Below are 25802 nucleotides of genomic sequence, written 5' to 3'. Positions count from 1 at the left end.
CGCCGTACCCCGGGAAGGAGCGCCCGCACCGGGTAGAGAGCCCGTCGGCCGCTGCCAGGACTCCAGCTGCCGTTGCACCAGCCGGCGGAAGGCGTCGGTCGCGGGATGAGAGGGGCTGCTCGGCCACACCAGATACACCGTCACCGGGGCGGCGTCGGACAGGGGCAGGTAGCGGATGCCCGGGTGGGGGTGGTTGTAGCCGATGCCCGCGGTGGTCACCCGACGGCTTCCCCGGTGGCGATGGTGGTGAGCCATTCGTCCACGCCCGGCACCTGGAAAGGTCGGGGGCCGCCGGGCGCCGGGCCACAGCTCGGACGTCGGCCTCGCCCCGCCGTACCGCCGCCTCGGGGTCGTCCACGCGCCGGACGTGCACGGGTGTGTCGGGGTGGCGGTCCCGCCAGGCGCGAAGGAGGGGAACCGTGTGGCTGTCCAGCGCGGACCAGGCGAAGGCCACCCGGATGGAGCGCGGCCGCGTCCCGTCGACCGCCTCGGTCAGCGCGGTGTCCACCTGGTCGAGGATGCGGTGGGCGTGCTCCCACAGCCGACGGCGTTCGTACGGGCGGCGGCCATCGAGATCGTACCCCAGCGGATCAACGCCGTCTCCTCGACGATCTTCACCGAAGACGTCGACAAGTACGGGGCCTCCTTTCCCGGGTTCCTGCCGGTGGACCTCGGCGATGTCGCCGCGACCTACGTCCGCTCCATCGAAGGCGCCCAGCCGGCCAGGTCTACGCCCTTCCGTAGGGCTGGTGCCTCTGTTGCCGTTTGCATGATCGGTCTTTGCCTCCATGGCCGCGGCGCACAGGTCGCAGAGGGGAAGTCCCTGATGGGGAGGTCGTCATGGAGAAGGTCCGGCTGGGTCGTACGGAGCTGCGCTTGACCCGACATCATGGCCGCCGCCGTGCCGTGCGGGGACCCGTACCGGAGGGAATGTGATGACCACTGTCGCAGTGCTCGGCACCGGGCTGATGGGGGCGGCGATGGCCCGGCGCATGGCCGGGCAGGGCCTGGACGTGCGCGCCTGGAACAGGTCCGCGGACAAGGTCCGGGCACTCGCGCCCTGGGACGTGACCGCGGCGGACAGCGTGGAGGAGGCCGTGCGCGACGCCGACGCCGTGCTCACCACGCTGCCGACCGGCGACGTGGTGGCCTCGCTGGCGGCCCGGTTCCTGCCCGCCATGCCCGCCGAGGCCGTCTGGCTGCAGATGAGCACGGTGGGCGGCACGTGGGCCGAGCGGCTGCTCCGGCAGGCCACCGAGGCCGGGCGGCGCATGATCGACAGCCCCGTGTCCGGCAGCAGCGAACCGGCCGCGCACGGCACCCTGACGCTGATCGTCTCCGGTGACAAGGAGGCGCTCGGCCACGCCCGGCCGGTGCTCGATGTCCTCGGCTCGCACACCGTCCACGTGGGCACCGGGGCGCAGGCCTCCCGGGTGAAGCTGATCGTCAACAGCTGGATGACGGCGTCGGTGGTGGCCATGGCCGACACCCTGCTCGCCTGCGAGCAGCTGCGCGTGGATCCCTCCCTGGTGCTGCAGGTGCTGGACGACGGCCCGCTCCGCATGCCGTACGCGATGCAGAAGGCCGAGGAGATCCGCGCCCGCGCCTACCCGGCCGGCTTCCCGCTCGAACTCGCGCTCAAGGACCTGGGCCTGCTCGCCGACGAGCGCGACCGGCAACCTCGGCTGCCCGGCGTCCTGCGTGACACGCTGCGGCGGGCGGTCGAATCGGGCCACGGCCGCGAGGACATCGCCGCCGTCGCCGAATCCATGAAGCAGGACACCGCCTGACACGCCCACACCCACGCCGACGCCGCGAGGAAACCCTGGACGGAACCCGCCCCGTCCGCCGGCATCCGGGCGGTCGCAGTGGCGTGCGGCGCGCGTACCCCAAGGACAAACGCGCCCGGCTGACGGCGCTCAAGGACCGGTACGACCCGGCAACGTCTTCCACCTCAACCACAACATCTCGCCGACGTCACGGGGCCGGGCGTACTGACCGCAGAGGTTCGGGCGCGGGACCGCTCCAGGACGTCAGACGCGGCTGGCCACGCGGCTCCCGCCGATGGCCAGCTCGGACCAGAACTGCCGGTAGCGGCCGGAGTGGAAGACGAGCGGCTCCCCTTCGGCCCGCTGGTAGCGCTCCACCGCCCCGACGACGATGTGGTGGTCGCCGCCGTCGTGGACGCGCTCCGTGCGGCAGACGAAACTGGCCAGCGTCCCGGCGAGTATCGGCAGGGGCGTGCCGAGCAGCTCCACCCCGGCGAACTTGTCGGCCGCGGGCGTGGCGAAGCGCCGGGACAGGTGGTCCTGGTCGGCGGCGAGGACGTTGACGGCGAACCGCCCGGCCCGCAGGAAGAGCGGCGCGCTGGGCGCCCGGTTCGACAGGCAGAAGAGCACCAGCGGCGGATCGAGCGAGACCGAGGTGAAGGAGTTGACGGTCACGCCGGCCCGCTCCCCGTCGGCGGTCACCGTCGTGATCACCGCCACCCCGGTCGCGAACTGCCCGAAGGCCTCACGGAGCGATCTCATGCCGCGACCCTGCTCAGGTAGGTCTCGGCCCGGCCGGCGTCCATGAACCACTCGGCGTAGTCGGCCGGGTCGTCGAAGCCGTTGACGAATCGGGAGGCGATCTCCGGATGCTGTCCCGCGGCGCCCAGGAGCGCCAGGTGGTGGGGTTCGGCCGGCGCCAGCAGGGCGTTGGTCCAGTTCGTGACGTGCTGGGCCTGCGTCCAGAAGAGGTCGAAGGTGCGCCGCATCCAGTCCGCGTCGAACGGCTGCCCGCCCCGTTCCACGATGGCCCGCAGGTAGGTGGCGGCGCACTTGGCGGCGTTGTTGCTGCCCTGCCCGGTGATCGGGTCGTTGAGCACCACGACGTCGGCGACGCCGAGCACCGGCGCGCCGGAGGGCAGAACGGCGACGGGACGGCGCACCGTGGGGGCGAAGCGGCCGGTCAGGACCGCGTTGGCGTCGGTGAGCTCGATCCCGGCGCAGCGCCCGGCCTCCCACGGGAAGAAGGTCTCCAGGATCCGGCGGCTGCGCGCGAGATGCTCGGCGGGGCCGCGCACGTCGCCCCAGCAGTCCATGGGACCGCCCGGCACGCCCTCGAACACCATGATCTCGCAGGGGCCGGTGTGCGTGAGGGCGGGGAAGACGAAGTATTCGCCCACGCCGGGGAGCAGGTTGAAGCAGACCGCCGAGTGATCGGGGCGGGGGGCGAGGCCGTTGACGTAGGTGACCGCGAGCGCGCGCTGCGGGGCGGTGTACGGGGAGCGTGCGGGGTCCCGCTCGAAGAGCGAGGCGATCTGTCCCTTCCCGGCGGCGACCAGCACCAGGTCGTACCGGGCGGCGTAGCTCTCCAGGTCCTCGGGGGTGGCGTCGTGCAGGACGAGCTTGCCGCCGAGCCGCTCGAACTCGCCCAGCCAGGCCGGCATCTTCAGCCGCTGGTCGACCGAGCGGGCCGGGACGTCCAGCCGTGCCGCCCAGTCGAGGGCCTTGCCGCCCTCCGGGCTCGGCACCGTGAGCGCGATGCCCTCGATGGGCGGGCAGACGCCGGCCCACCAGTCCAGGCCGAGCTCGTGCTCGTGGGCCTGGGCGGTGCCGAACATGGCCTGGCCGGACATCACCCGGCCGTCGCGGATGGACTCGGGGGTGCGATTGGAGATCACGGTGACGTCGTAGCCGTGCTGGAGCAGGCCGATGGCCAGGTGCAGGCCGGCCTGGCCGGCACCGACGACGAGGATGTCGCGCATGGTGGTGTGTCCCTTGTGTGTCAGGAGTGGAGGTTCTGATCGGCGCCTGACAAGAAAGGTACGGTCGGCGCGCCCGCCCGGGCCATCCGCTGAGCGCGGATCTCATCCACCTGACGCGGAACCCCTGCGCAACGTCTCCGACGGCGGCTGCCCGTACCTCTCGCGGTACTGGGCGGCGAAACGTCCCTGGTGTAGGAAGCCCCATCGGGCGGCCACCGTGGTCACCGTGGCCCTGGCCGGGTCGGCCGTCCTGAGCTCGTCGTGCACCCGCGCCAGCCGTACCTGCCTGAGGTGGGCCATCGGGGTCAGCCCGAGATGCGCGCGGAAACCCTCCTGGAGGGAGCGGCTGCTGACCGCGACGGCACCGGCGATGTCGGTGGTGGTGAGCGGGAGGTGGGCGTGCCCCTCGATGAACTCCATCGCCCGCCGCACGACCTTCGGCAGCGCGGGCGGCCTGGGCGCCGTCAGCCGCTCCTGGTAGTTGGACGGCTGCATGGTCAGCAGCAGGGTGATCAGCGCGTTCTCCAGGTGCGCGATGGCCAGCGGGTGGCCGGTCAGCCCGTCGTCGCGCTCGGCCTCCCTGACGAGCAGGTCGGCCATGTCCCGCCAGGACCGGGTCCAGCCCGTCGTCAGGTCCATGCCGAGGTCGAAGACGATCGGGTCGTCGAGCTGTTCGCCGAGCATCTGCTCCAGCGAGCGCTCGATCGAGGCGCGCTCGAACTTGACCAGCAGCTGGGGGCAGCCGGCGGCCCAGCGCATGTTGAGGTGGCGGGTCGGCGAGGGCAGCGCGGCCAGCGACGGGGTGGAGACGATCTCCTTGTCGCCGGCGCGGATCAGGCTGCGCCCGGCCAGCGGGAACATGACCAGGAAGAACGTGTCGAGGTCGCCTGGTTCGATGCGCACGTCGGCCCCGTAGTCGAGGTAACTGATGCGGACCGAGCCGAGCTGGACGGAGTTGAACCGGGCCGACAGCAGGTCCGCGTCCCCGGCCAGGTCCAGCCGGTGCGGGCAGAACACCTTGGCGACCTCGCCGCGGACCTCGTCGAGATCGGAGCTGGCGAAGACAGCACGGTTGCTGAGGAGCACACCAGATGATCGTCGTTCGCGATCTCGGCGTTCCACGTAAAAGGACGCACAGCAGAGCGCCCCGCCTCTTCCGGCAGGGTTCATCGCATGCTCGCGGTGGCGTCATCCGCGCGTCTCGGACGATCTCTTGAATCGTGTGCTGCCCTTGATCGAACTGGGGCGTAGGCGGGGGCGTCGCCTCCGCATCATCCTTTGACCCGAGGTTCCCATGAAATTGATGGTCTTGAACCATCGTCATATGACGCCACTGATCGTGGCGCTCGCCGCGGCGACCACGCTGGCGGCCTTACCTGCCGCCGCGTACGCGGACGACAGCCGGCCCGCGCCGGTCACCGGCGGAATCCCGTTGATCAACACGGCCGAGCGGATCGGTCCGGGGATCGACCTGCAGCACGTGAAGGCGCTCGACCAGAAAGGCTGGTACGACGCGCACTTCCTGTCGGTGGACCTGTCCAACAGCGCGGTCGGCACGGACCTGCTGACCGCCGGACCGGTCGCGTTCGGCGGGCCGCTCAGCGTGGCCGCCAACAAGGCCGGCGCCGTCGCGGGCGTCAACGGCGAGTTCTTCGACATCGGCAACTCCAACGCGGCGCTCGGCGGCGAGGTCCAGAACGGGCAGCTCCGCAAGACCGCCGACATCGGCGGCCGCCAGCACGTCGGCGTCGGCGGCGACGGCATAGCCCGGCTCGTGGACCTCACGGTCGACGCGACCGCGAACTTCGCGGGCGCGGACCATCGGGTCCTGTCGATCAACGCGGCGAACGGCGGCGGGGTCCCCGCGGACGGCCTGATCGCGTTCACCTCCGCGTGGGGCGACTACAGCCGCAACCGCGGCCTGGGGGGCGTGGGCACCGATCAGATCGCCGAGGTGCTGGTCGAGAACGGCTCGGTCGTGTCGGTCACGCCGAACGGTCCCGCGGGCTCGGGCACGATCCCGGACGGCGGCTTCGTGCTCGTCGGGCGCGACGCGGCGGCGGTCGCGATCCGCGCGCTGCGGCCCGGCGACCCGGTGGCGCTCAGCTACGAGCTCGCCGACGACGTGGCCAAGCAGATGAAGTTCGCGCTCGGCCACGGCGGCACCATCGTCTCCGGCGGCCAGGCCGTAGGCGGCCTCGACCCCTCGATCGCCCCGCGCACCGCGCTCGGCTTCAAGGACGGCGGCCGCACGCTCGTGCTCGCCACCTGGGACGGCCCGGGCGGCACCGGCAAGGGCGGCGTCGGGATCGACAAGGAAGCGCGCGACCTCGTCGCGATGGGCGTGGAGACCGCGGTCAACCTCGACGGCGGCGGCTCGACCACGATGGTGGCCCGCGCGCTCGGCGAGGACGGCGCGACCGTCCGCAACGTCCCGTCCGACGGCCACGAGCGCAACGACCCGAACGGCGTGGGGGTGTTCGTCGCGAAGGGCGACGGCAAGCTGCACGAGCTCCTCGTCAAGCCGGCGCCGGGTGCGGCGTCTGCCGACGGTGGCGTGAAGGTCTTCCCGGGGCTGCACCGTACGCTCCTCGCGGAGGGCGTCGACGACCACCAGACGCCGGTGGAGGTCGACCCGAAGTCCGTGCGGTGGTCCGCTCGGGGAGCGTCCGTCAGCGGCGGCACGCTCGCGGCCCCGGCCGAGCCGAAGGGTTCCATCAAGGTCGAGGCGCGGGTGGGCCATCAGAAGGCGCGCGCGGAGGTCACCGTCCTCAACCCGGTCGACAGCGTCGAGCTGTCGTCCCAGCGCCTGTCGATCGCCGACGCGACCCCCGCCAACGCGGTCACCGTCTCCGTGACCGGCCGCGACGACCAGGGCTACACGGCCCCGATCGACCCGCAGGACCTCTCGCTCGACTACGACCGCGGCGTCGTCGACATCCAGCCGGCGGACGGCAAGCTGAAGATCACCCCGCTCAGCGCCGCGGGCACGATCCTCACGGTCTCGGCCGGCGGCAGGTCGGTCCAGCTGCCGATCTCGGTCGGCGTCCAGACCACGACGGTCTACGACTTCGACGACGACGTGCTCGCCCGCTGGCGCAACAACAGCACCGCGGCCACGACGTTCTCGGCGGACCCCGACGGGCTGCGGGTCGACTTCACCGCGATGCGCAACGTGGGCATCGCGGCGGTGTCGGCGGCCCGGCGCGTCCCGGTGCCCGGCCAGCCGCTGCGCCTGCGGACGCGGATCAGGTCGAGCATCAGCGTGCCGAACGGCCTGACGTACCTGGCCTACTACGACGCGAACGGCAAGAGCACCGGTGTCTACGGCACCGCCCTGACCGCGAGCGACGACTGGCAGTACGCGACGTTCACGCTGCCGGCGAGCGCGGCGTTCCCGATCTCGATCTCGGGCTTCCAGGGCATCAACACGAGCGTCGCCCAGCAGAAGGCGGGCACGTTCGTCCTGGACCGCATCGAGGCCGACGTCCCGACGGCGATCGACCTGCCCGCCCAGCCCGACCTGCGGCCCGACCCGCTCGTCTCCGACGACGGCTCGCTGCTCCAGGGCCCCGGCACGTGGCAGTTCGCCACGCTGTCGGACGTGCAGTTCACCGCCGACAACCCGGCGCTGTCCCAGGTCGCGACGGCCGCCATCAAGCGGATCCGCCAGACCGGGCCCGACCTGATCGTCCTCAACGGCGACATCACCGACCGTGGCCTGCCGCAGGACCTCGCGCTCGCCCGCCAGGTGCTCACCGACGCCGGGTGCGCTCTCGTCCCGGTCGGCCAGGAGCCGCCGGAGGACAGCACGCCGGACCCGAAGGCGGGCTCGATCCCGTGCTACTACGTGCCGGGCAACCACGAGTCCTACGGCCTCAACAACACCCAGTCCGACCTGACGAACTTCAGCAACGAGTTCGGACAGCCGTACCGGACGTTCGACCACAAGGGCACCCGGTTCATCCTGCTCGCCAGCTCCCTCGGGTCGCTGCGCGGGACGGCGTGGGACCAGCTCCCGATGGTGCAGCAAGCGCTTGCCGACGCCAAGAAGGACCGGTCGGTGCGCAACGTCCTGGTGTTCGCCCATCACCCGGTGGACGACCCCGCCGAGGCGAAGTCCAGCCAGCTCGGTGACCGCGACGAGGTCGCGCTCATCGAGAACCTGCTCACGGACTTCCGTGGCTCCTCGGGCAAGGGTGCCGCGATGGTCGGGTCCCACGCCCAGATCGCCGACGTCCACCGCCTGGAGGGCGTCCCGTACATGGTGCTGCCGTCGTCCGGCAAGAACCCGTACGGCACGCCGGACCGCGGCGGTTTCACCGGGTGGGTCGACTGGTCCGTCGACCCCCGGCGGAACGCGGACCAGCAGTGGATCGAGGCGGAGGTGCGCGCCTTCGCGCAGTCCATCACGCTCGACGCCCCGGACTCGGTCGAGGTGAGCGGGACGGCGCAGCTCTCGGGCAGCATCGTGCAGCCGGAGGGCGTGTCGGCGGGCACGCGTGTGGTGCCGCTGCGGTATCCGATGTCGGTCGACTGGAGCGGCTCGTCCAACCTGGCGATCGGCAGCGGGAAGGCGGCCGTCGACGCGGCCCGCCGCAAGGGCAAGGTCGCGATCCTCGACCCCCGGACCCGGACGCTCACCGCGCTGAACCGTGGCACGGTGACCGTATCGGTGACGAACGAGTCGATGCGCGCCTACACCGACGACAGCTCGCTCGCGCCGGTCACGACCTCGAAGACCATCCAGGTCGTACGCGGCGGGAAGTGACCGTCGCCGGCACCGGCGCCTCGCCGGGACACGCCGACGCGGTGTGGAGCCGAGCGGTTTCCCGTCCCCGGCGTCAGGGCCCGTTCAGGTAGGTGAGGACGGCGAGGACGCGGCGGTTGGTGTGGTCGTCGTCGGTGATGCCGAGTTCGCCGAACATGGAGGTGGTGTGCTTGGCGATGGCGCTCTCACTGGGGAACAGCCGCCGGCCGACGGCCTGATTCGACAATCCCTCGGCCATGAGGGCGAGCACCTCGTGCTCGCCGTCGCCACCACCTCGTGCCCGTACGCCCGCAGGAGGCGGATCATCCCGTCGCGCAGGAGGTACAGGTCTCCGGCTACGACGATGCGCATGGCACCGCCATCCGCGCCCGGGTCGGACCGCCCGCGGGGCTGGTGATTCCGCGGTGCCGTCGAAGGTCGCGAGCCGGCGGCGCGGCCCCTCAAGCCCGCCGCCGGCTCGCACGCCGGCCCCTCCCGCGCCGTCGTCCTCGACCTCGACGGAGACACCGGTGCCGTCGCGGGAGATGGAGATCCGCGCCCGGCCGGCCCGGGCGTGCTTGACCGCGTTGGTCAGCAGCTCGGCCACCCCGAAGTACGCGGCGGACTCGATCGGCGGGGTCCAGGCGTAGCTCGACGCCGGCGCTGACGGTGGTCTCGAGCGGGCTGTCCAGGGCGAGGGCGCGGACGGCGTCGACGAGCCCCCGCTCGTTCAGCACCGGCGGAGGCATCGAGGTGGCGAAGGCCGTGATGGGCGGTCGGCGTTTGCCTTGACGCTTATGTCAGGGATGTACCGTGACCGCGAACTCTGATCTCCGAGGATGACGATGAAATTTGCCATCAGCTACTCGACAGCCGACGGGCTCGACCCCGACCGGTTCGTGGCCTGTGCCCGGCATGCTGAGGACTGCGGCTTTGACGGGCTGTACCTGCCCGAGCACATCGCGCTGTATCCCGGCGCCACGCTCGGCCCCTTCGAGTTTCCGCCGTCCCTGCCCTATCCCGATCCGCTCGACTGCCTGGCCTTCGTCGCGGCCGCCACCCGGCGCATCCTGCTCGGCACGGCCGTGCTGCTGTTGCCGTACCACCACCCCGTGGTCCTGGCCAAGCGTCTGGCGACCATCGACGTGCTGTCCAAGGGGCGGATGCGGCTGCTCACCGTGGGGCTGGGCACGCTGCCCGGCGAGGCCAGGGCGACCGGGGTCGACTTCAGCAGCCGCGGCCGCCGTACCGACGAGGCCATCGACGTGCTCCGGCTGCTGTGGGAAGGCGATGAGAAGGGCGTCAGCTTCGACGGCGAGTTCTTCGGCTTCGACGACGTGACCAGCTACCCGAAGCCGTACGCGGCCACGCGCCTGCCGATCCACGTCGGCGGGTCGAGCCGGGCGGCCGCACGACGCGCCGGGCGGCGCGGCGACGGCTATTTCCCGGGCGGCGCGCTCACCCCGGAGGAACGCGCGATCCAATGGGAGCTGGCCCGAGCCGCCGCCGCGGAGGCGGGCCGTGACCCCGGCCGGCTGGAGTACACCCGGTGGGGGTCGATCGACATGTCCGCCGAACGGGTCGAGCAGTTCGCCGCGCAAGGCGTGACCCGCATCGTGGTCAGCCCCACCTCGGCGGAACCGGAACACCAGCGTGATGAGATGTCGGCGTTCGCCGAACGGTTCGCTCTGCCCGGCGCCGGCTGACCCCGGGTGGATCAGGGAGCGGTGGCGTGGACGGCGTCGAGGATCAGGTCGGTGACGCGGTCGGGGTGAGCGAGCATCACCAGGTGTGAGGACCGCACGTCGACGGTGGTCATGCCGGCCCGTTCGTAGCCGTAACGCTCGACGTCGGGGTTGATGGTGCGGTCGGCCGTGGCGACCAGGCCCCAGGAGGGCTTGGTCTTCCAGGCGGCTGCCGGGGCCTGCTCGGCGAAGGCCCGCGCGGCCAGCGGGCGCTGGGAGACGGCGAGGACAGAGGCGAGGGCGGGGTCGACGTCGGCGGCGAAGATCGCCGGGAACCTGTCGATCCGGACCGACACGTCGGTGCCCGGCTCGGTGGACCCCTCGATCGGGAACGGGGTGTAGACGAGGGCACCGCCGAGGTCGGAGTCGGGGAAGCGGCCCTGCAGCTCGCCCAGGCTCTCGCCTTCCTCCAGGGCGTAGCCGGCCAGGAAGACCAGTGCCCTGACGTTGTCCTCCATGCCGGCGACGGTGATGACCGCGCCGCCGTAGGAGTGGCCGACCAGGATGACCGGGCCGGGCAGCCGGCGGACGATCGAGGCGATGTAGGCGGAGTCGCCGAGCAGGCTGCGGTTGGGCACTGCGGGGGCCACCACGTCGAGGCCGCGGGCGATCAGCCCGGGGATGACGCGGGCGAAGCTGGACGCGTCGGCGAACGCGCCGTGGACCAGGACGACGGTCGGGCTGTCAGGACGGGACATGAGAACTCTCTCTGTTGACGGCTTTCCCTGGGGGCAGCTCGTGCGGGAAGGGTGGACGGAACAGTAGAGGTGATCGACCGGGGCGCCTTGCCCGCCAGTGCCTCACTTCTGGCCGGTCAGTGCCCTTGGGAGCTCTTCGGAAGGATTCGTTGCCGCGACACCCGTGCCCACCTCCGGTTATGTGCGGCTGTACCCTGTGGTGCGGTGTTCGGGAGGCGGTGGCCGCATCGCGGGGCGGGGTGGTATGGAGCGGTCCAGTTGTGATCTTCGTTTCGCACTGCTCGGGCCCGTACGGGCCTGGCGGAACGGGTCGGAACTCGAGCTCGGCCCCCCACAACAACGAGCCCTGCTGGCCCTGCTGCTGGCAGGCTCGGACCGGGCGGTGACCGTCGAGGAGATCGTGGACGTGCTCTGGCGGGCCGATTCCCCCGCTAGCGCGGTCAACATCGTCCAGCGGTACGTCGGCAGGCTGCGCAGGCTGCTCGACCCGGAGCTGCCGCCGCGTTCGGAGGGCACCCTGCTGGTGCGCAGCGGGGGCGGATACCGGTTGGAGGCGGCATCCGGCAGCGTGGACCTGCTGGTCTTCCGGCGCGGTGTGGAGCAGGCCCGGCGCGCGGACGCGGCGGGAGACGCCGAGCTGTGCGTGCGGCTGCTGGTGGAGGCGCTCGACCTGTGGCGAGGGCCGGTGGCGGCCAACGTGGAGGTGGACGTTCGCACCCATCCGGCGTTCGTCGCGCTGGAGCGGGAGTACGTGAGCGCGGTGCGCCAGGCCGCGGACGTGGCGCTGCGCGCCGGTGCGGGGGAGCGGGCACTGGTGGCGGTGCAGCGGGCGGCTGAGGCGTATCCGCTGGACGAGTCGTTGCAGGCCAGGCTGATCCGGATGCTCGCGGCCACCGGGCAGCAGGCGGCCGCGTTCACGGCCTTCCACGCCCTCCGCGACCGGCTCTCGGACGAGCTGGGCGTCGACCCCGGTGCGGAGGTGCGAGCGGCGCACGAATCCGTCCTGTCCGAGTCCGCCGCTCCTCCCGCGCAGCCTGCCCAGCCCGCCGCGCCGAGGCTTCCCGCGGTGGTGCCGGCGCAGTTGCCCGTGGACCTGGCGACCTTCAGCGGGCGCCGCGACCAGGTCGCGGAGCTGCTCGAACGGGTGTCCGACGCGCATCGGACCGTCCTCATCAGCGCGATCGGCGGCATGGCCGGGATCGGCAAGACCACGCTGGCGATCCACGTCGCGCACCGGCTCGCCGGCCGGTTCCCCGACGGCCAGCTCTACAGCAACTTGCGCGGTTTCGACCCGGATGAGGCGCCCCTCGCCCCGGCCGACGTGCTGCGCGGATTCCTGGAAGCCCTCGACGTGCCGCCCGAGCGCGTGCCGTCGGGCCTGGACGCGCGCGCGGCGCTGTTCCGCAGCTCGCTGGCCGGGCGGCGGATGCTGATCCTGCTCGACAACGCGCGCGACACCGCGCAGGTGACCCCACTGCTGCCGGGCACGCCGGGCGCACTCGTGCTGGTCACCAGCAGAAGCCACCTGCTCGGGCTGGTCGCCATGCACGGCGCGCATGCGCTTGTGCTGGACGTGCTGCCGGTCGATGAGGCACGCGACTTCCTGGCCCGGCGGGTGGGCGAGGCCCGGGTGGCGGCCGAGCCGGACGCGGCCGAGGAGATCATCGCCCGGTGCGCGCGGCTGCCGCTGGCGCTGGCGATCGTGGCGGCCCGCGCGGCCGGGAACCGCGCGTTCACGCTGTCGTCCATCGCGGCCGAGCTGCGCCACGCGGACGGCAGCCTGCACGCGTTCGCCGGCCCCGACGCGGCGATCGACGCCAGGACCGTCTTCTCCTGGTCCTACAGGACGCTCAGCCAGGGCGCGGCCCGGCTGTTCCGGCTGCTCGCCGTGCACCCCGGCCGCGGCGAGGTGGGCCTCCACGCGGCCGCCGCGCTCGCCGGCGCTCCGGCGCAGCCGCTCCTGGCCGAGCTGGTCGCGGCCAACCTCCTCGCCGAGACCTCGCCCGGGCGGTACGCCTTCCACGACCTCCTGCACGCCTACGCCGCCGAACTCACCGAGGAGGGCGAGGGCCGGGAGGCCCTGCGGCGGGTGCTGGACCACTACCTGCACACGGCCCATGCCGCCCACCGAGCGATCGCGCCACTGATGAAGGGGATCACGGTGGAGCCGCCCGTGCGGGGCGTACCGGAGACCCGCTTCACTGATGAGGAGCGGGCGGAGACCTGGCTGCGTACTGAGCATCGCGTGCTGGTGGCCGCCATCCAGACGGCGGCGCGGTCGGGGTTCGACAGGCACGCCTGGCAACTCGCCTGGGCACTGACGGAGTTCCTTGAGCGGAGGGGATACCGGGAGGAGGCGCTGGCCACTCATCGGACGGCGGTCCAGGCCGCCGAACGGCTGGGGGACCCCGGCGCGCAGGCTCACGGGTATCACAACCTGGGCGGGGCGGCGAGGGATCTGGGGCGCACGCACGAGGCGCTCGATTACGCCTCCCGCGCCCTTGAACTGTTCGGCAAAGTGGGCGATCTCGACAAGCAGGCGCAGGCCATGCGCAGCGTCTCGTACGAACTCCACCGGCAGGGACGGACCGCGGAGGCATTGGCCCTCACTGAGCAGGCGCTTGAGCTGTTCACCGTCACCGGCGACGCTCGCGGGCAGGCGACCACGCTCAACGACGTCGGCTGGTACCACATGCAGCTCGGTCACTACCAGCAGGGCCTGGAACACTGCACGAGCGCGGTCGAGCGACTGGCGCGACTGGGATTTCGCCGGGGCGAGGCCGCGGCCTGGGACAGCGTCGGTTACGGCCGGCACCGGCTCGGCCAGTTCCAGCAGGCGATCATCGCCTATCGGTGCGCTGTGGAGCTGCGCAACAGCACGGGCACCCGTTACCCCGAGGCATCGTCGCTCGGGCGACTGGGGGATGTGCATCTGGATGCCGGAGAGCCGGAGGCCGCACGTGAGGCGTGGCAGGCCGCCCTGACGATTCTCACCGACCTGCGCCATTCCGCCGCAGAGGAGATCAGGACCAAGCTGGCGGCTCTCTGAACAGCCCGGTCACAGATCTCGCACAGTTCGTCCACAGGGTCCTTCCTAGGCTCGGCATGCCTAGGAAGGACCTACTTCATGTCTGCTCGTGCGATGAGTCGTGCCGGGATACGGAGCGCCAAGCCGCCCTCGCCCATCTTGCCCATCCGCCTTTCGCCGTGTGCGCTCGTCACGCCGCCGGGCCGGTCGCGGGTGCGTGTCGCTCCTGGTGAGGGGAGAGCGGGTTGAGCAGGGTGGTGACCACCGCCTCCGTCCCCGACCGTGACAAGGCCGCCTACTGGAACGACGCGGTGAGCAGGGCACTGGTGCCGATGGCCGTCGTCCCGCAGGGCGACGGGCCGTTCGACGGCCGGATCGCGACCGACCGCCTCGGGTATCTCCGGGTCTCGACCATGGAGGCCGACGCCAAGCGGATAAGCCGCACGCCGAGGCTGATCGCGCGCTCGTCGGAGGAGGCGTTCGTGGGGATCGGGGTCCAGGTGTCGGGCACGGCAACGGTGATCCAGGATGGCCGGCGGGCCGAGGTGGGCGCGGGCGATCTGGTGGTGTACGACACAGCGAGGCCGTACTCCATCAGCTATCCGCAACGGTTCGCCACGCATGTCTTCCAGCTGCCCCGCCGCGTGCTGGGCGTGGTGGAGGCCGACATCCGGCAGGTCACCGGCACCGCCATCGGCACCGCGGACGGCTTCGGCTCGATGCTGGTGCCCTTCCTGGCCGCGCTGGCCGCCTCGGCCCACGCCTACCCGCCGGCCGTGGCGGATCGATTGGCGGGCAACGTGGTCGACCTGTTCTCCACGCTGGTGGCCGAGCGGACCGGCCGGCCCACCCCGGAGGCGGACACCGCCCGTGCCCACCTCGTCCTGCGGGTTCGCAAGCACATCAACCAGCATCTGGGCGATCCCGATCTGTCGCCGGAGAGCATCGCGCGGGCACTCCGGATCTCCATCCGCCACCTGCACCGGGTCTTCGAGGCCGAGGGGATCACGGTCGGCCGGCTCATCCAGCACCGGCGCCTGGAGGAGTGCGGGCGCGAGCTGGCCCGCCGCGGCAGGAGGGCGCCCACGGTGTCGGTCGTGGCGCAGCGATGGGGGTTCGTCAGCCCCGCCCACTTCAGCCGTGCCTTCCGCGCGGTGTACGGGGTTTCCCCTCGGGAGTGGCGCAGCCTTCGTGTCGCCGATGGAGACGGCGGGCCGGGGCCGGTCCCTCGTGGCATTTCCGGGCAACAAGCAGGGCGTTCCAGGACAACAGACGGCAAGGGATCGCCCATAACGTGAGGGGCATCCCGGGCGGCGCAGGTCACGAACGCCCGGCCGCATCCTGCCCCATCGAGCCCACCGCCCGCGGCTTCCACCGCCTGTCGCCGGCCGCGACGGTCGTGGAGATCGAGGGCGCCCCGCACGGCCTGCTGCGGACCCACGCCACCGAGGTCGATCAGGGCCCTGCTCGGCTTCATCAAGTGACGCGGCAGCACGTCCGTACGCCGCGTCTCACGACACCCCTTCTCACCTTTGGAGCGATCCATGAACCAGCCTGTCCTCGAACCTGCCGCGCGTGCCTTCGCCGAGGCCACCGCACGGCCGCCCTTCCTGTTCCAGATCCCGCCGGCCGAGGGCCGCAAGGCCGTCGACGACGTGCAGTCCGGGCCCATCGCCAAGCCCGCCGTGGACGAAGAGTGGGTGACGATCCCCGGCGGCCCCACCGGCCAGGTCAAGGCCCGCATCGTCCGGCCCGCCGGCCGGACGGGCGACCTGCCCGTGATCATCTACATCCACGGCGCCGGCTGGGTGTTCGGCAACGCCCACACCCACGACCGGCTGGTGCGCGAGCTCGCCACCGGAGCCGGCGCCGCCGTGGTCTTCCCCGAGTACGACCCGTCGCCCGAGCACCGCTACCCGGTGGCGATCGAGCAGAACTGGACCGTGGCGCAGTGGATCGTCACCGAAGGCGCCGCCAAGGGCCTGGACGCCTCCAGGATCGCGGTGGCCGGCGACTCGGTCGGCGGCAACATGAGCGCCGCCCTGACGCTGATGGCCAAGCGGCGCGGCGGGCTGCCGTTGCGGCAGCAGGTGCTGTTCTACCCGGTGACCGACGCGTCCTTCGGCACCGGCTCCTACCACCAGTTCGCCGAGGGCTACTTCCTGCGCCGCGACGGCATGCAGTGGTTCTGGGACCAGTACACCACCGACGAGGCCCAGCGCGCCGAGATCACCGCCTCCCCGCTGCGGGCCTCGCTGGAGGAGCTGGCAGGGCTGCCCCCAGCACTGATCATCACCGCCGAGGCCGACGTGCTGCGCGACGAGGGTGAGGCGTACGCCAACAGGCTGCGCACCGCGGGAGTGCCGGTGACCGCCGTGCGCTACCTGGGCATCATCCACGACTTCGTGATGCTCAACGCGCTGCGCGAGACGCATGCGGCCGAGTCGGCGATCGAGCTGGCCATCGGCACGCTGCGCCGCGCCCTCGCCGAGAGCTGAGACGGGACCCGCGGGCCCCGTCCACCTCACCCGGCTGACCTCGCGCGGAGGCCGCCCGGGTCAGCGGCACCGGCGGGGGCGCGCGGCGCTCACCCAGCGAGGGTGGTCTCGGCCAGCTCGCGCCAATCCCGCTGCTGTCCGGCACGGGTCGCCTCGGTGAACCCGGTTTCACCGAGGCGGCTCCGCGCGTCCGCGGCGATCCTGGAAGCGTCCGGATGCGAACGATCCGGCATACCGCGCACGCCGTCGCTCGCCGCGAGCAAACGTACGGCCTGCTCGTACTGTCCTCGGCGCACCGCGAGATCCGCGATCCCGATCAACACCTCGGCGATCAGCGGCGGGTACGTCGTCGCCGTGGCCGCGCTCAACGCCTCGCTCCGATGAACGCCGGCCTTCTCGAGATCCTCGCTGAGGTAGCCGTTCAGGTCGTGGAACTTGGCGCGGAAGAACAGCCACTGTTCCTCGTCGCCCATCAGCGTCTCCACCGTCGCCAGGTGCCGGTGCGCCTCGTCCGGCTCGCCGCGCCAGCGCGCCAGCTGCGCCTTCGAGAACGCCAGGTCGGTGAGCACCTCCGGCCAGGCGATCCAGCCCGCGCACCGCTGCGCTTCGGCCATGGCGGCGGTGCTGGAGCGCTCATCGCCGAGCAGCCAGTACAGCTGGGCCTGCCGCGACCGCGCGCTGACCACGTCCTCGGTCGCGCCCACCTCGGTCAGCGCCGTAGCCGCCTCCTCGTAGTGCTCGCACGCGCGTGCGAACTCGCCGCGCATGGCGACCCGATCGGCCAGGAAGGTCAGCGCCGTCGAGATCCCCCACCGGTCACCCAGCGTGCGGAACTCGGCGAGGGCGGTCTCGATGTCGACGTCCACGTCGGTCTCGTCGGCGCTGAGCGTGAGCCGCAACCGGCCACGGGTGAGCCTGGCCTGCGCCCGCACCCAGGGATCGTCGTCGTCGATGAGCGACTCGAACGCGGGCAGGAACTCCGCCGGCCCCTGCAGCATCCGCTCCAGCGGCCGGACGAACACGAGCATCTGGTGGCGATACCCGCCGCGCTCGATGAGCCGGTGCGCCTCGTGGATCCACTCTCGCGCCTGATACTGATCGCGGCCGGGCCCGGAGGTCACGAACACGGCCGCGATGCCGTACGCCATCGCCCGCACCTCATCGGACACCTCACCGGGCAGCGAGGTCGCCGCGATGCTCAGCTCGGTGCCCTCGGCCCGGTGCCCGCTGAGGAAGTAGTACCAGCCCACGGCCCCGACCAGCCGCATCGCCTCCTGGGCCCATCCCTCGGCGATCGCCCCGCGCAGGGCCGCGTTGATGTTGTCGTGCTCGGCATCGAGCGTGGCCAGCCAGGTCAGCTGCTCGGCCGTACGCAGGTGCGGATCGGCCGTCTCGGCCAGCTCGGTGAAGTACGCGAGATGCGCCCGGCGCACCGGCTCGGTCTCGCCGGCTTCGTCGAGCCGGTGGGCCGCGTACTCCCTGATGGTGTTGAGCATCCGGTAGCGCGGCATGCCCTCCTCGTCGGCGAGCAGCAGCGACTTCTCGATCAACGCGGTCAGCACGTCGAGCACCTGCTCCCCGCCGAACGCCGCGTCCCCGCACACCCGTTCGGCCGCTTCGAGGCTCGCCCCGCCGGAGAACACCGAGAACCGCCGCAGCACGCCACGTTCGGCCTCGGTCAGCAGATCCCAGCTCCAGTCCACGACCGCGCGCAGCGTCTTGTGCCGGGGAAGCGCCGTACGGCTGCCGCCGGTCAGCAGGCGGAACCGGTCGTCGAGCCGATGGGCCAGCTGATCGACGGACATCGTACGCAGCCGTGCCGCGGCCAGCTCGATCGCCAGCGGCATCCCGTCGAGCGCCCGGCAGATACGCGCCATGGTCGCCAGGGTGCCCGCGTCGGAGCCGATGTCCTTGCGCACCAGGTCCGCGCGGTCCCGCAGCAGCCGCACCGCGGGCGAGGAGCCGGCCTCGGCGGGGTCCGCTCCCGTCGCGGGCAGCGCGAGCGGCTCGACCTGCCAGAGCACCTCCCCGGTGATCCCGAGCGGTTCCCTGCTCGTGGCCAGGATCCGCAGCCGCTGGCATTCGCCCAGAAGCCGATCCACGAAAGCCGCGGCCTCGTCGATCACGTGCTCGCAGTTGTCCAGGATCAGCAGGATGGTGCGCTCCCGGAGCGCGGCGATGAGCCGGTCGATCGGTTCCCCGCCCCGCGCACCACCGAGCACCGCCTGGTCACGCAGGCCGATCGTGGTGAGGGCGGCCTGCGCCAGCTCGCCGCCCGCCCGTACCGAGGCCAGCTCGACCAGCCACGCCCCGTCCGGTAGCTGTGCGAGCATCGTCCGCGCGGTCTCCGTGGCCAGCCTTGTCTTGCCGGAGCCACCCGCTCCCGTCAAGGTGACCAGCCGGTGCTTGATGGCCAGGCCGGCGACCGTCGAGACGTCGTCGTCCTTGCCGACGAAGCTCGTCAGCCCGGCGCGCAGGTTCGTCCGGCGGCTCTCCGCCCGCTCGCCCAGCTCGCCGCGCAGCAACGCGGTGTGCAGCGCGGACAGCTCGGCCGACGGATCGGCGCCCAGCTCCTCGGCGAGCCGCTCGCGCGTCCGCTGGTACACGGTCAGCGCCTCGTTGCCGCGCCCCGCCTCGGCGAGCGCCCGCATCAAGGCCGCCACGAACCCCTCTCGCAGCGGATATGTGGCAACCAGGTCGGTCAGCTCGGAGATCAGCTCCGAGCCACGGCCGAGGCGGATGTCGGCGTCCACCCGATCCCCGAGCGCGGCGACGTAGAGGTCGTTCAGACGCGCGACCACGGCGTCGAACGCCTCGCTGTCCTGCAGGGCGATGTCCGCCATGGCCGTGCCGCGCCACAGGGCCAGGGCCGAGTGCAGCAGCTCCGCCCGCTCCGCGGGGTCGGCGGCACGGGCCTGGCCGATCAGGCGTTCGAACCGGCTCACGTCCACGGCGTCAGGAGCCACGGCCAGCCGGTACCCGCCGGAATCCGCCTCGATCACACCGTCGGGCAACACCCTGCGCAGCCTGGACACCAGGGCCTGCAGGGCGTTCACCTCGTCCGCGGGCGGGCGTTCGCCCCAGATCCAGTCCACCAGCCTGGCACGCGTGACGATCCGGCCGGGTTCGAGGGCGAGGGCGGCCAGCAGCGCGCGCAGCCGAATCCCAGGCACCTCCACCATGGCCCCATCGCGGTTCCGGACCTCGAAGGGTCCCAGCAGTTCGACTCGCACATCGGCAATTGTGCCGAACAGTGGCGTCAACGACTAATCGCCACTGTCTCCGTCCCTTTTACCTGCTCATGAGTTCGGCCGCCGCTCCTCCGGGGCGCGATCTCACCAGGGGCACGGTCGGTTGCGGGCCGGACACGGTGCCGCGGTGAACGGGGACGCTTCGACCGGGCCGCCGCCGTCCCGGTATGCGCCAGCTCACGCGGGAGGCCGGGGTCTCGCCGACGACCGTCGGCAACGTCCGCCTCAGCCCCGAGCCGGTCGCCGATCGCGTGACGGGCGCGTACCCCTTCGCCTACGCGCGCTGACCGGCGGCCTGGACGCGGCTCCGGGTGTCGACGGCGGAGGCCAGGAAGGCGGCGGAGGCGACGAAGGCGAGCACGACGAGCATGGCCGGGCGCAGGCCCCAGTGGTCGCCGAGGAAGCCGAGGCCGGGCGGGCCGACGAGGAAGGCGACGTAGCCGATCGTGGCCACCAGGCTGACCCGGGCGGTCTCGTCCGGTCCGGTCTCTCCCGCGGCCGACAGCGCGACGGGGAAGCCCAGCGACGCGCCGAGCCCCCAGAACAGCACGGCCGCCCCGGCCAGCACGGCGTTGTCCGAGAAGATCACCAGGAGCAGGCCGAGCGCCCCCGACACGGCGCTGGCGCGTACGACGAGGGTGCGGCCGAAGCGGTCGAGGAAGAACGTCCCGCCGAAGCGACCCAGGGTCATGGCGGCGGCGAAACCCGTGTAGACGAGGGAACCGGACGCGGTGGTCAGGCCGTGCCCGTCCACCATGAGCAGCGGCAGCCAGTCGTTGGCGGCCCCCTCGGCCAGGGCCATCGCCAGGACGATCGCGCCGATCAGGAGGAGCCTGGTGTCCTTCCAGACCTTCGGCCTCGAGTGGCCGGTGCCCGGCCCGGCCGGGCCGGGAGTGAGGGCGCCGGTGCCCGCGGGGACGAAGCGGACGGCGTACAGGAAGATCCCGGCGGAGATCAGGGTGATCGCGGCCAGATGCCAGTGCACCGGCAGGCCGGCGGTGGTGGCCGCGATGCCGGTGCCGGCGCCCACCACGGTGCCCAGGCTGAAGCAGCCGTGCAAGGTGGGCAGCGTCGTCCTGCCGGTGATGCGCTCGACGTCGGTGGCATCGACGTTGACGGCGACGTCACCGGCTCCCATGCCCGCGCCGAACGCGCACAGGCCCGCCATGACCAGCGGCACGGACGACACGAGAGCGCCGGCGCTGATGACGGCCAGGCTCACGACGACCAGCGCGGTGCCGGCGCCGATGACGGGTCTGGTCCCGTACCGCGAGGTGAGACGTCCGGAGCAGAGAATGCCGATCATGGAGCCGAGCGACAGGCCGAACAGGATCCACCCCATCTGGCCGGTGGAGGCCTCCAGGCGGTCGCGGATGTCGGGGGTGCGGGTCACCCACGACGACATCGCGATGCCCGGAAGGAAGAAGAACAGGAACAGTGCCTGCCGGCGACGGCGCGTGGCGAGGTCCATGCAGAGGGTCTCCGTAAGGTGCAGATGGTCGGCAGATCTGGGCATCGACCCTCACCGAGCGATACAGGCGTACAGATGAATGTTAGTAGGGAGATAGGTGATGAAATAGATCGTGTCTGACAAATCAGGCGAGTTCCTGCGTATGTCCGGAGGCGAGAGATGGCGCGGTTTGGAGTGGGCGGCGCGAGGGCAACCGCCTGATCATGCCGGAATGGTTGCAGGCGGGTGGGTGGGGGCTGCTGGCCGGGTTCGCGCTGGTGCTCGGCGCGCTGGCCGGGTACGCGGTGCGAATGCCGCAGCGGCTGATCGCGTCGGTGATGGCGTTCGGTGCCGGCGTGCTGCTGTCCGCCGTGTCCTTCGAGCTGATCGACGAGGCGCACCAGCGGGCGGGACTGGTGCCCACGGTGGCCGGGGCCGTGTCCGGCGCGGTCCTCTACACCGTCTGCAACCTCCTGCTGGCCCGCCATGGAGCCAGGCACCGCAAGCGCTCCGGTGATCGGCAGCCGTCGGAGCGGGAGCAGGAGGGGTCCGGCTCGGCGATCGCGCTGGGCGCGGTGCTGGACGGCGTTCCGGAGTCGCTGGTGATCGGGGCGAGCCTGCTCGGCGGGGGTGTGGTGAGCACGGTGACGGTGGCGGCGGTGTTCATCAGCAACGTGCCCGAGGGTCTGTCCAGCGCGGCCGGCATGCGCGGGGCCGGGCGGTCCAAGGCGTACGTGTTCGGGCTGTGGAGCGGGATCGCCCTGATCAGCGGTCTGTCGTCGCTGGCGGGGTACACGCTCCTCGGGCAGGCGCCGGCGGCCGTGCTGGCGGGCATCATCGCGCTGGCCGGCGGCGCGATCCTCGCCATGATCGCCGACACCATGATCCCCGAGGCGTTCGAGGACGCGCACCAGATGACCGGCCTCATCACGCTGGCCGGGTTCCTGCTCGCGTTCGCGGTGTCGAAGGCCGGTGGTTGAAGCCCCCTCCGCCCGGCGATCAGGCCAGGTCGACGCCGCCGTACGCCGGGCGCTCGCCGAGGGCGCCACCTGCGACGCGATCAGCGTCACGGTGGACGTGGTAGCGCAGATGGGTGACGCGGTCGCCCTGGACGATCTCCGGGTTGCCGAGGAGCGCGGGCGGGCCGCCGTACCCGCCGAAGAACCGGATGCCCTTGCCGAACACCACCGGGACCAGGTCGACCTGCAGTTCGTCCACCAGGCCGGCGGTCAGGGCCTGGCCCAGCAGGTCACCGCCGGTCAGAGACACGTCCTTGTCCCCGGCGGCGGCCTTGGCCCGGGTGATCGCGCCGGCCAGGCCGTCGGTGACGAACGTGAACGGCGCGTCGGGGTAGGGCCAGTCCGTCGGCGGTTCGTGGGTCACCACGAAGACGGCGTCGCCGGCGGCGGGGCGGCCGCTCCAGCCGTTGGTGAGGTCGAACAGGCGACGGCCGATCACCGCCGTCCCGATCCGCGACCAGGTGTCCTCCAGGTAGGCGGCGCTGGCGGCCGAGACGTGGAAGACCCGCTCCGGGTCGCCGCCGTTGAAGGGGACGTCCCCGTTGCCGTACCAGTCGAAGAGCGGACCTACCCGGTCCGACTCGTCGGCGATGAACCCGTCCAACGAGACCGTCGCGCTCGCGATGACCTTGCCCATGGCCGGTGGCTCCCTTCCGGATACCCGACTTTCCCGGGACGTCGGAGCCGCCGCCCCGGATCGGACAGCGACCGGCACAGCGGCACGTCTTCTCTGCCCCCGGGGCTGGCGGCGGTCCGCACGATGATGTGGGTGCCCGTGAACCTCGGTGGCCTCTCGCCCGACTGTGCAGGGTGACGGAAGGGATGAGATGACCGATGAGCTGCTGGTGGTCCGTGCCCAGCTGGGTGAGCGGGCCGCCTGGGCGGAGCTGGTGGCCCGATGGCGGGTGCCGGTGTGGACTTATGTGCGGCGGATGCTGGATGCCGAGCGGGCCGACGATGTGACCCAGGAGATCTGGCTGGCCGTGGTCCGCGGCCTGCCCCGGCTGCGGGAGCCCGGCCGGTTCGCGCCCTGGCTGTTCACGATCGCCCGCCGCTCGGTGACCGACCGCCTGCGCGGTGAGTACGCCCGGGCCGACGAGCACGCGGCGGCCGGCGAGCTGCCGATCGAGGACCCTGTCGAAGCCATGGTGGATCGTGCCGAGCTCATCGCCGCCCTGGCCGGGCTCCCGGTTCTGGAGCGGGAGATTCTCGTCCTGTTTTACCTGGAGGACCTGTCGGTGGGGGAGTGCGCGCAGATCTGCCTCGTCCCGGTCGGCACGGTCAAGTCCAGGCTCAATCGGGCTCGCCGGATGCTGCGGGAGCACCTGGAGGAAAGGGGATACCGGGCATGATCGAGGAGGAGCCGCGCCTGTCGGCGCAGGAGATGATCGAGCGGCTCGAGCCGTCGCTTTCACCGTGGCGGCGGGTGCGCGCCGTGGCGGCGCTGCTGGCCGGGCTGGCCGGCGTGGTGTTCGTGGCAGCGCTGTGGTGGAGCGAGCCGGGTCCGCTGCCGGGCCGTACCCATCTGGCGTTCGCGCTGTTCACCGTGTTCTGCCTGGCCTGGGCCGGCTACGGCGGCTGGCTGCTGACGCGCAGGGTGGTGCTGTTCGCCACCGACCGGGTGATCGCCGCCTGGATCGCGCTGATCGCGTCGCTGGTCACGACCGTGGGTGTGGCGGGCATCGCCGCGCAGCGCGGCACCGGCCTGGGTGCCGCGCTGGCGGTGGGGGGCGGGTTCGTCGCGGCGTCGCTGGTGCTGGTCGTGCGGGCGCACGCGCGCCGGGCCGAGCTGCTGCGCCGCAAGCGCGAGCTGAGCGGCGGGGAGCGGGCGTGAACGCGCTGGAAGCCGACGAGCTGGGCAAACGGTACGGCAAGCGCTGGGCGCTCCGGGAGGCCACCTTCGAGCTGCCCGCCGGGGCCCGGTGCGCGCTGGTCGGGCCGAACGGGGCGGGCAAGACCACGCTGCTGAACCTGGTGACCGGGCTGCTGGCGCCCACCACCGGCCGGGTGCGCGTCTTCGGCAGGCCGCTGGAGGTGTCCAGGGTGGCCTTCGTGGCGCAGGACAAGCCGCTCTACCGGCGGTGGAGCGTCGCGGATCTGCTGCGTTTCGGCGCCGCGACCAACCCCCGCTGGGACCGGCACGCCGCCACCTCGTTCCTGCTCGCCTACGACATCCCCCTCCGGCAGCGGGCAGACCGCCTGTCCGGTGGCCAACGCACCCTGGTGGCCCTCGCCCTGGCGGTCGGCAAGCGGGCCGACCTGCTGGTGCTGGACGAGCCGCTGGCCGAGCTGGATCCGCTGGCCCGCATCCAGGCGATGGACGCGGTGCGGGAGCTGGAGATCACCGTCCTGCTGTCGTCGCACATCCTGGCCGACCTGACCGGGGTGTGCGATCACCTGATCCTGCTCGGCGCCGGCCAGGTCCGGCTGTGCGGCGGCTTCACCGATCTGCTGGCCGCCCACCCGGCCACCACCATGGAGGACCTCGTACTGGATCACCTGCGCAACCCCGAGCCGGCCCGATGACCGGGCCGGTCGCAGGGCCGCTGTGGGCGGCCTGGCGCGGCCAGCGCGCCCAGGCCGCCGCCGTCGCCGGCGTGGTGCTGATGTACGGCGTGACCGTTGTCGTGGAGCGCCTGGAGCCCGACCTGTCCGGGCTCACCCGGCAGCTGGCCGGCTTCCTGCCCGGGGCGATCTGCCTGGTGTGGGGCGCACCGCTGATCGCCCGCGAGATCGAGACGGGCACGCACAGGCTGGCCTGGACCCAGAGCCTGACGCGCGGACGCTGGCTGGCCGCGGTCCTGGCCACCGCGGCCACCGGCGCTCTGGCCGCGGCGGCGGTGCTCGCCGCGCTGCTGGCCTGGGCGCTGCCCCCCGCCGGGGGAGATCCGATGGCCTGGCCGTACTACGAGAGCCACGGCCCGGTGCCGTTCGCCCGAGTGCTGTTCGCCCTGGCACTCGGCGTGGCGCTCGGCGCCGTGACCAGGCACACCCGTATCGCCATGCCGCTGTCCGTCCTGCTGGCCGGCATCAGCCAGCTCGCCGGCCGGGCGTTGCGCGGCCACCTCGAGCTGCCCTATTGGCCCACACAGTGGATCGAAACAGCCTCCTACCTCGTCCTCACACTGATCCTGACCGGGGTCGCCTACCTGGCGATCCGACGGCGCGCCTGAAGCGAAGGGACCTGAGCATGGCCCACAACCCCCGATTCATTCGACGCAGATTCGGCCGGGCGGCTCTGCTCGCGGTCGTCGTGCTTGTTGCCGCGGTGCTCCTCGTCGGCGTGGCCATGCTGTCGTAGCCAGGTCAGCCGGGCGCGTTCATCCGCTGGGTGCCGATCACCGAGAGCAGCCGCAGCGCCTCCTCGGCCGGGGAGCCCGGGTCGGCTGTGTAGATCACCACGTGCTGGTCCCGGTCGGAGACGTCCAACCCGTTGCAGTTGAGGGTGATCGGCCCCACCAGCGGGTGGTGCAGGGTCTTGCGCAGGCTCGGCGCGGGGGAGACGTCGTGCGAGGCCCACAGCCGGGCGAACTCCGCGCTGCCGGCCCGGAGCTCGGCCACCAGTCCGGCCACTTCGGCGGCGTCGGGGTAGCGGGCGGCGGCGGCGCGCAG

20 protein-coding genes and 1 pseudogene are annotated in these 25802 nt (G+C 72.1%); 12 read left to right on the top strand and 9 right to left on the bottom strand.

Annotation, left to right across the window (positions count from 1 at the left end; all coding sequences use genetic code 11):
* Positions 1-421 precede the first annotated feature (421 nt).
* Positions 422-880: a hypothetical protein gene (locus tag AB0J69_RS49670; RefSeq protein ID WP_364133128.1), complete on the top strand. Its 459-nt coding sequence runs from the start codon at positions 422-424 to the stop codon at positions 878-880.
* Positions 881-935: 55 nt separating this feature from the next.
* Entirely contained in the window at positions 936-1790 is an 855-nt protein-coding gene (locus tag AB0J69_RS49665) for an NAD(P)-dependent oxidoreductase (RefSeq protein ID WP_364133125.1), read from the top strand.
* A gap of 243 nt (positions 1791-2033) precedes the next feature.
* Here AB0J69_RS49665 and AB0J69_RS49660 read toward each other — a convergent pair whose 3' ends face one another.
* From AB0J69_RS49660 to AB0J69_RS49650, 3 genes are all read right to left on the bottom strand, one after another.
* A complete protein-coding gene (locus tag AB0J69_RS49660) occupies positions 2034-2531 on the bottom strand; it encodes a flavin reductase family protein (RefSeq protein WP_364133123.1) in 498 nt (165 codons plus the stop codon).
* Positions 2528-3751, bottom strand: coding sequence for a styrene monooxygenase/indole monooxygenase family protein (locus tag AB0J69_RS49655; RefSeq protein ID WP_364133120.1), 1224 nt, complete (start codon positions 3749-3751; stop codon positions 2528-2530). Before AB0J69_RS49655 ends, AB0J69_RS49660 begins: the two co-directional genes overlap by 4 nt.
* 102 nt (positions 3752-3853) lie before the next feature.
* The gene (locus tag AB0J69_RS49650; protein WP_364133117.1) at positions 3854-4837 is read right to left on the bottom strand and encodes an AraC family transcriptional regulator; all 984 of its coding nucleotides are present in this window, start codon (positions 4835-4837) and stop codon (positions 3854-3856) included.
* A 238-nt stretch (positions 4838-5075) separates the two neighbouring features.
* Between AB0J69_RS49650 and AB0J69_RS49645 the strand changes: the two genes are divergently transcribed.
* A complete protein-coding gene (locus AB0J69_RS49645; protein WP_364133114.1) occupies positions 5076-8522 on the top strand; it encodes a phosphodiester glycosidase family protein in 3447 nt (1148 codons plus the stop codon).
* 73 nt (positions 8523-8595) lie between these two features.
* Here AB0J69_RS49645 and AB0J69_RS49640 read toward each other — a convergent pair whose 3' ends face one another.
* On the bottom strand, positions 8596-9054 hold the full coding sequence (locus AB0J69_RS49640) for a LuxR C-terminal-related transcriptional regulator (protein ID WP_364133199.1): 459 nt from the start codon (positions 9052-9054) through the stop codon (positions 8596-8598).
* A gap of 292 nt (positions 9055-9346) precedes the next feature.
* Here AB0J69_RS49640 and AB0J69_RS49635 point away from each other — a divergent pair, with 292 nt between their 5' ends.
* The gene (locus tag AB0J69_RS49635) at positions 9347-10207 is read left to right on the top strand and encodes a TIGR03619 family F420-dependent LLM class oxidoreductase (protein WP_364133112.1); all 861 of its coding nucleotides are present in this window, start codon (positions 9347-9349) and stop codon (positions 10205-10207) included.
* 11 nt (positions 10208-10218) lie between these two features.
* Here the strand turns inward: AB0J69_RS49635 and AB0J69_RS49630 are convergent, their stop codons facing one another.
* Complete coding sequence (locus AB0J69_RS49630) at positions 10219-10944, bottom strand: alpha/beta hydrolase (protein WP_364133109.1); 726 nt, start codon at positions 10942-10944, stop codon at positions 10219-10221.
* Between the two features lie 244 nt (positions 10945-11188).
* Between AB0J69_RS49630 and AB0J69_RS49625 the strand changes: the two genes are divergently transcribed.
* From AB0J69_RS49625 to AB0J69_RS49615, 3 genes are all read left to right on the top strand, one after another.
* Positions 11189-13993 carry a BTAD domain-containing putative transcriptional regulator gene (locus AB0J69_RS49625; protein ID WP_364133106.1) on the top strand — a complete coding sequence of 935 codons (2805 nt, stop codon included), beginning with the start codon at positions 11189-11191 and terminating at the stop codon, positions 13991-13993.
* A gap of 233 nt (positions 13994-14226) precedes the next feature.
* Entirely contained in the window at positions 14227-15270 is a 1044-nt protein-coding gene (locus tag AB0J69_RS49620) for a helix-turn-helix domain-containing protein (protein ID WP_364133197.1), read from the top strand.
* Between the two features lie 246 nt (positions 15271-15516).
* Positions 15517-16470, top strand: a complete 954-nt coding sequence (locus AB0J69_RS49615; RefSeq protein ID WP_364133104.1) for an alpha/beta hydrolase — start codon at positions 15517-15519, stop codon at positions 16468-16470.
* A gap of 89 nt (positions 16471-16559) precedes the next feature.
* Here the strand turns inward: AB0J69_RS49615 and AB0J69_RS49610 are convergent, their stop codons facing one another.
* Together AB0J69_RS49610 and AB0J69_RS49605 are read right to left on the bottom strand one after the other, a co-directional pair.
* Positions 16560-19703 carry a BTAD domain-containing putative transcriptional regulator gene (locus tag AB0J69_RS49610; protein ID WP_364133102.1) on the bottom strand — a complete coding sequence of 1048 codons (3144 nt, stop codon included), beginning with the start codon at positions 19701-19703 and terminating at the stop codon, positions 16560-16562.
* A gap of 292 nt (positions 19704-19995) precedes the next feature.
* Positions 19996-21192 (bottom strand): MFS transporter, encoded by a 1197-nt coding sequence (locus tag AB0J69_RS49605; RefSeq protein ID WP_364133099.1) that lies wholly within the window; start codon positions 21190-21192, stop codon positions 19996-19998.
* Between the two features lie 203 nt (positions 21193-21395).
* Here AB0J69_RS49605 and AB0J69_RS49600 point away from each other — a divergent pair, with 203 nt between their 5' ends.
* A complete protein-coding gene (locus AB0J69_RS49600; RefSeq protein WP_364133096.1) occupies positions 21396-22151 on the top strand; it encodes a ZIP family zinc transporter in 756 nt (251 codons plus the stop codon).
* Positions 22152-22170: 19 nt separating this feature from the next.
* Here AB0J69_RS49600 and AB0J69_RS49595 read toward each other — a convergent pair whose 3' ends face one another.
* The gene (locus AB0J69_RS49595) at positions 22171-22827 is read right to left on the bottom strand and encodes a dihydrofolate reductase family protein (RefSeq protein ID WP_364133094.1); all 657 of its coding nucleotides are present in this window, start codon (positions 22825-22827) and stop codon (positions 22171-22173) included.
* Positions 22828-23017: 190 nt separating this feature from the next.
* Between AB0J69_RS49595 and AB0J69_RS49590 the strand changes: the two genes are divergently transcribed.
* Genes AB0J69_RS49590 through AB0J69_RS49575 form a run of 4 tightly spaced genes read left to right on the top strand, consistent with a single transcriptional unit; the run spans position 23018 to position 25363 of the window.
* A complete protein-coding gene (locus tag AB0J69_RS49590) occupies positions 23018-23542 on the top strand; it encodes a sigma-70 family RNA polymerase sigma factor (protein ID WP_364133091.1) in 525 nt (174 codons plus the stop codon).
* The gene (locus AB0J69_RS49585) at positions 23539-24024 is read left to right on the top strand and encodes a hypothetical protein (protein WP_364133089.1); all 486 of its coding nucleotides are present in this window, start codon (positions 23539-23541) and stop codon (positions 24022-24024) included. Before AB0J69_RS49590 ends, AB0J69_RS49585 begins: the two co-directional genes overlap by 4 nt.
* The gene (locus AB0J69_RS49580; RefSeq protein ID WP_364133086.1) at positions 24021-24716 is read left to right on the top strand and encodes an ATP-binding cassette domain-containing protein; all 696 of its coding nucleotides are present in this window, start codon (positions 24021-24023) and stop codon (positions 24714-24716) included. The genes AB0J69_RS49585 and AB0J69_RS49580 overlap by 4 nt, the downstream gene beginning before the upstream one ends.
* Positions 24713-25363 carry an ABC transporter permease subunit gene (locus AB0J69_RS49575; protein ID WP_364133083.1) on the top strand — a complete coding sequence of 217 codons (651 nt, stop codon included), beginning with the start codon at positions 24713-24715 and terminating at the stop codon, positions 25361-25363. The genes AB0J69_RS49580 and AB0J69_RS49575 overlap by 4 nt, the downstream gene beginning before the upstream one ends.
* Positions 25364-25496: 133 nt before the next feature.
* Here AB0J69_RS49575 and AB0J69_RS49570 read toward each other — a convergent pair.
* A pseudogene (locus tag AB0J69_RS49570) lies at positions 25497-25802 on the bottom strand (transcriptional regulator); the annotation flags it as partial.

The organism is Nonomuraea sp. NPDC049709 (genome assembly GCF_040674815.1).
In the GTDB taxonomy this organism is placed as follows: Bacteria; Actinomycetota; Actinomycetes; order Streptosporangiales; family Streptosporangiaceae; genus Nonomuraea.
The sequence above is the reverse complement of the archived record's forward strand: the minus strand, read 5'-3'. Positions and strand labels throughout refer to the sequence as shown.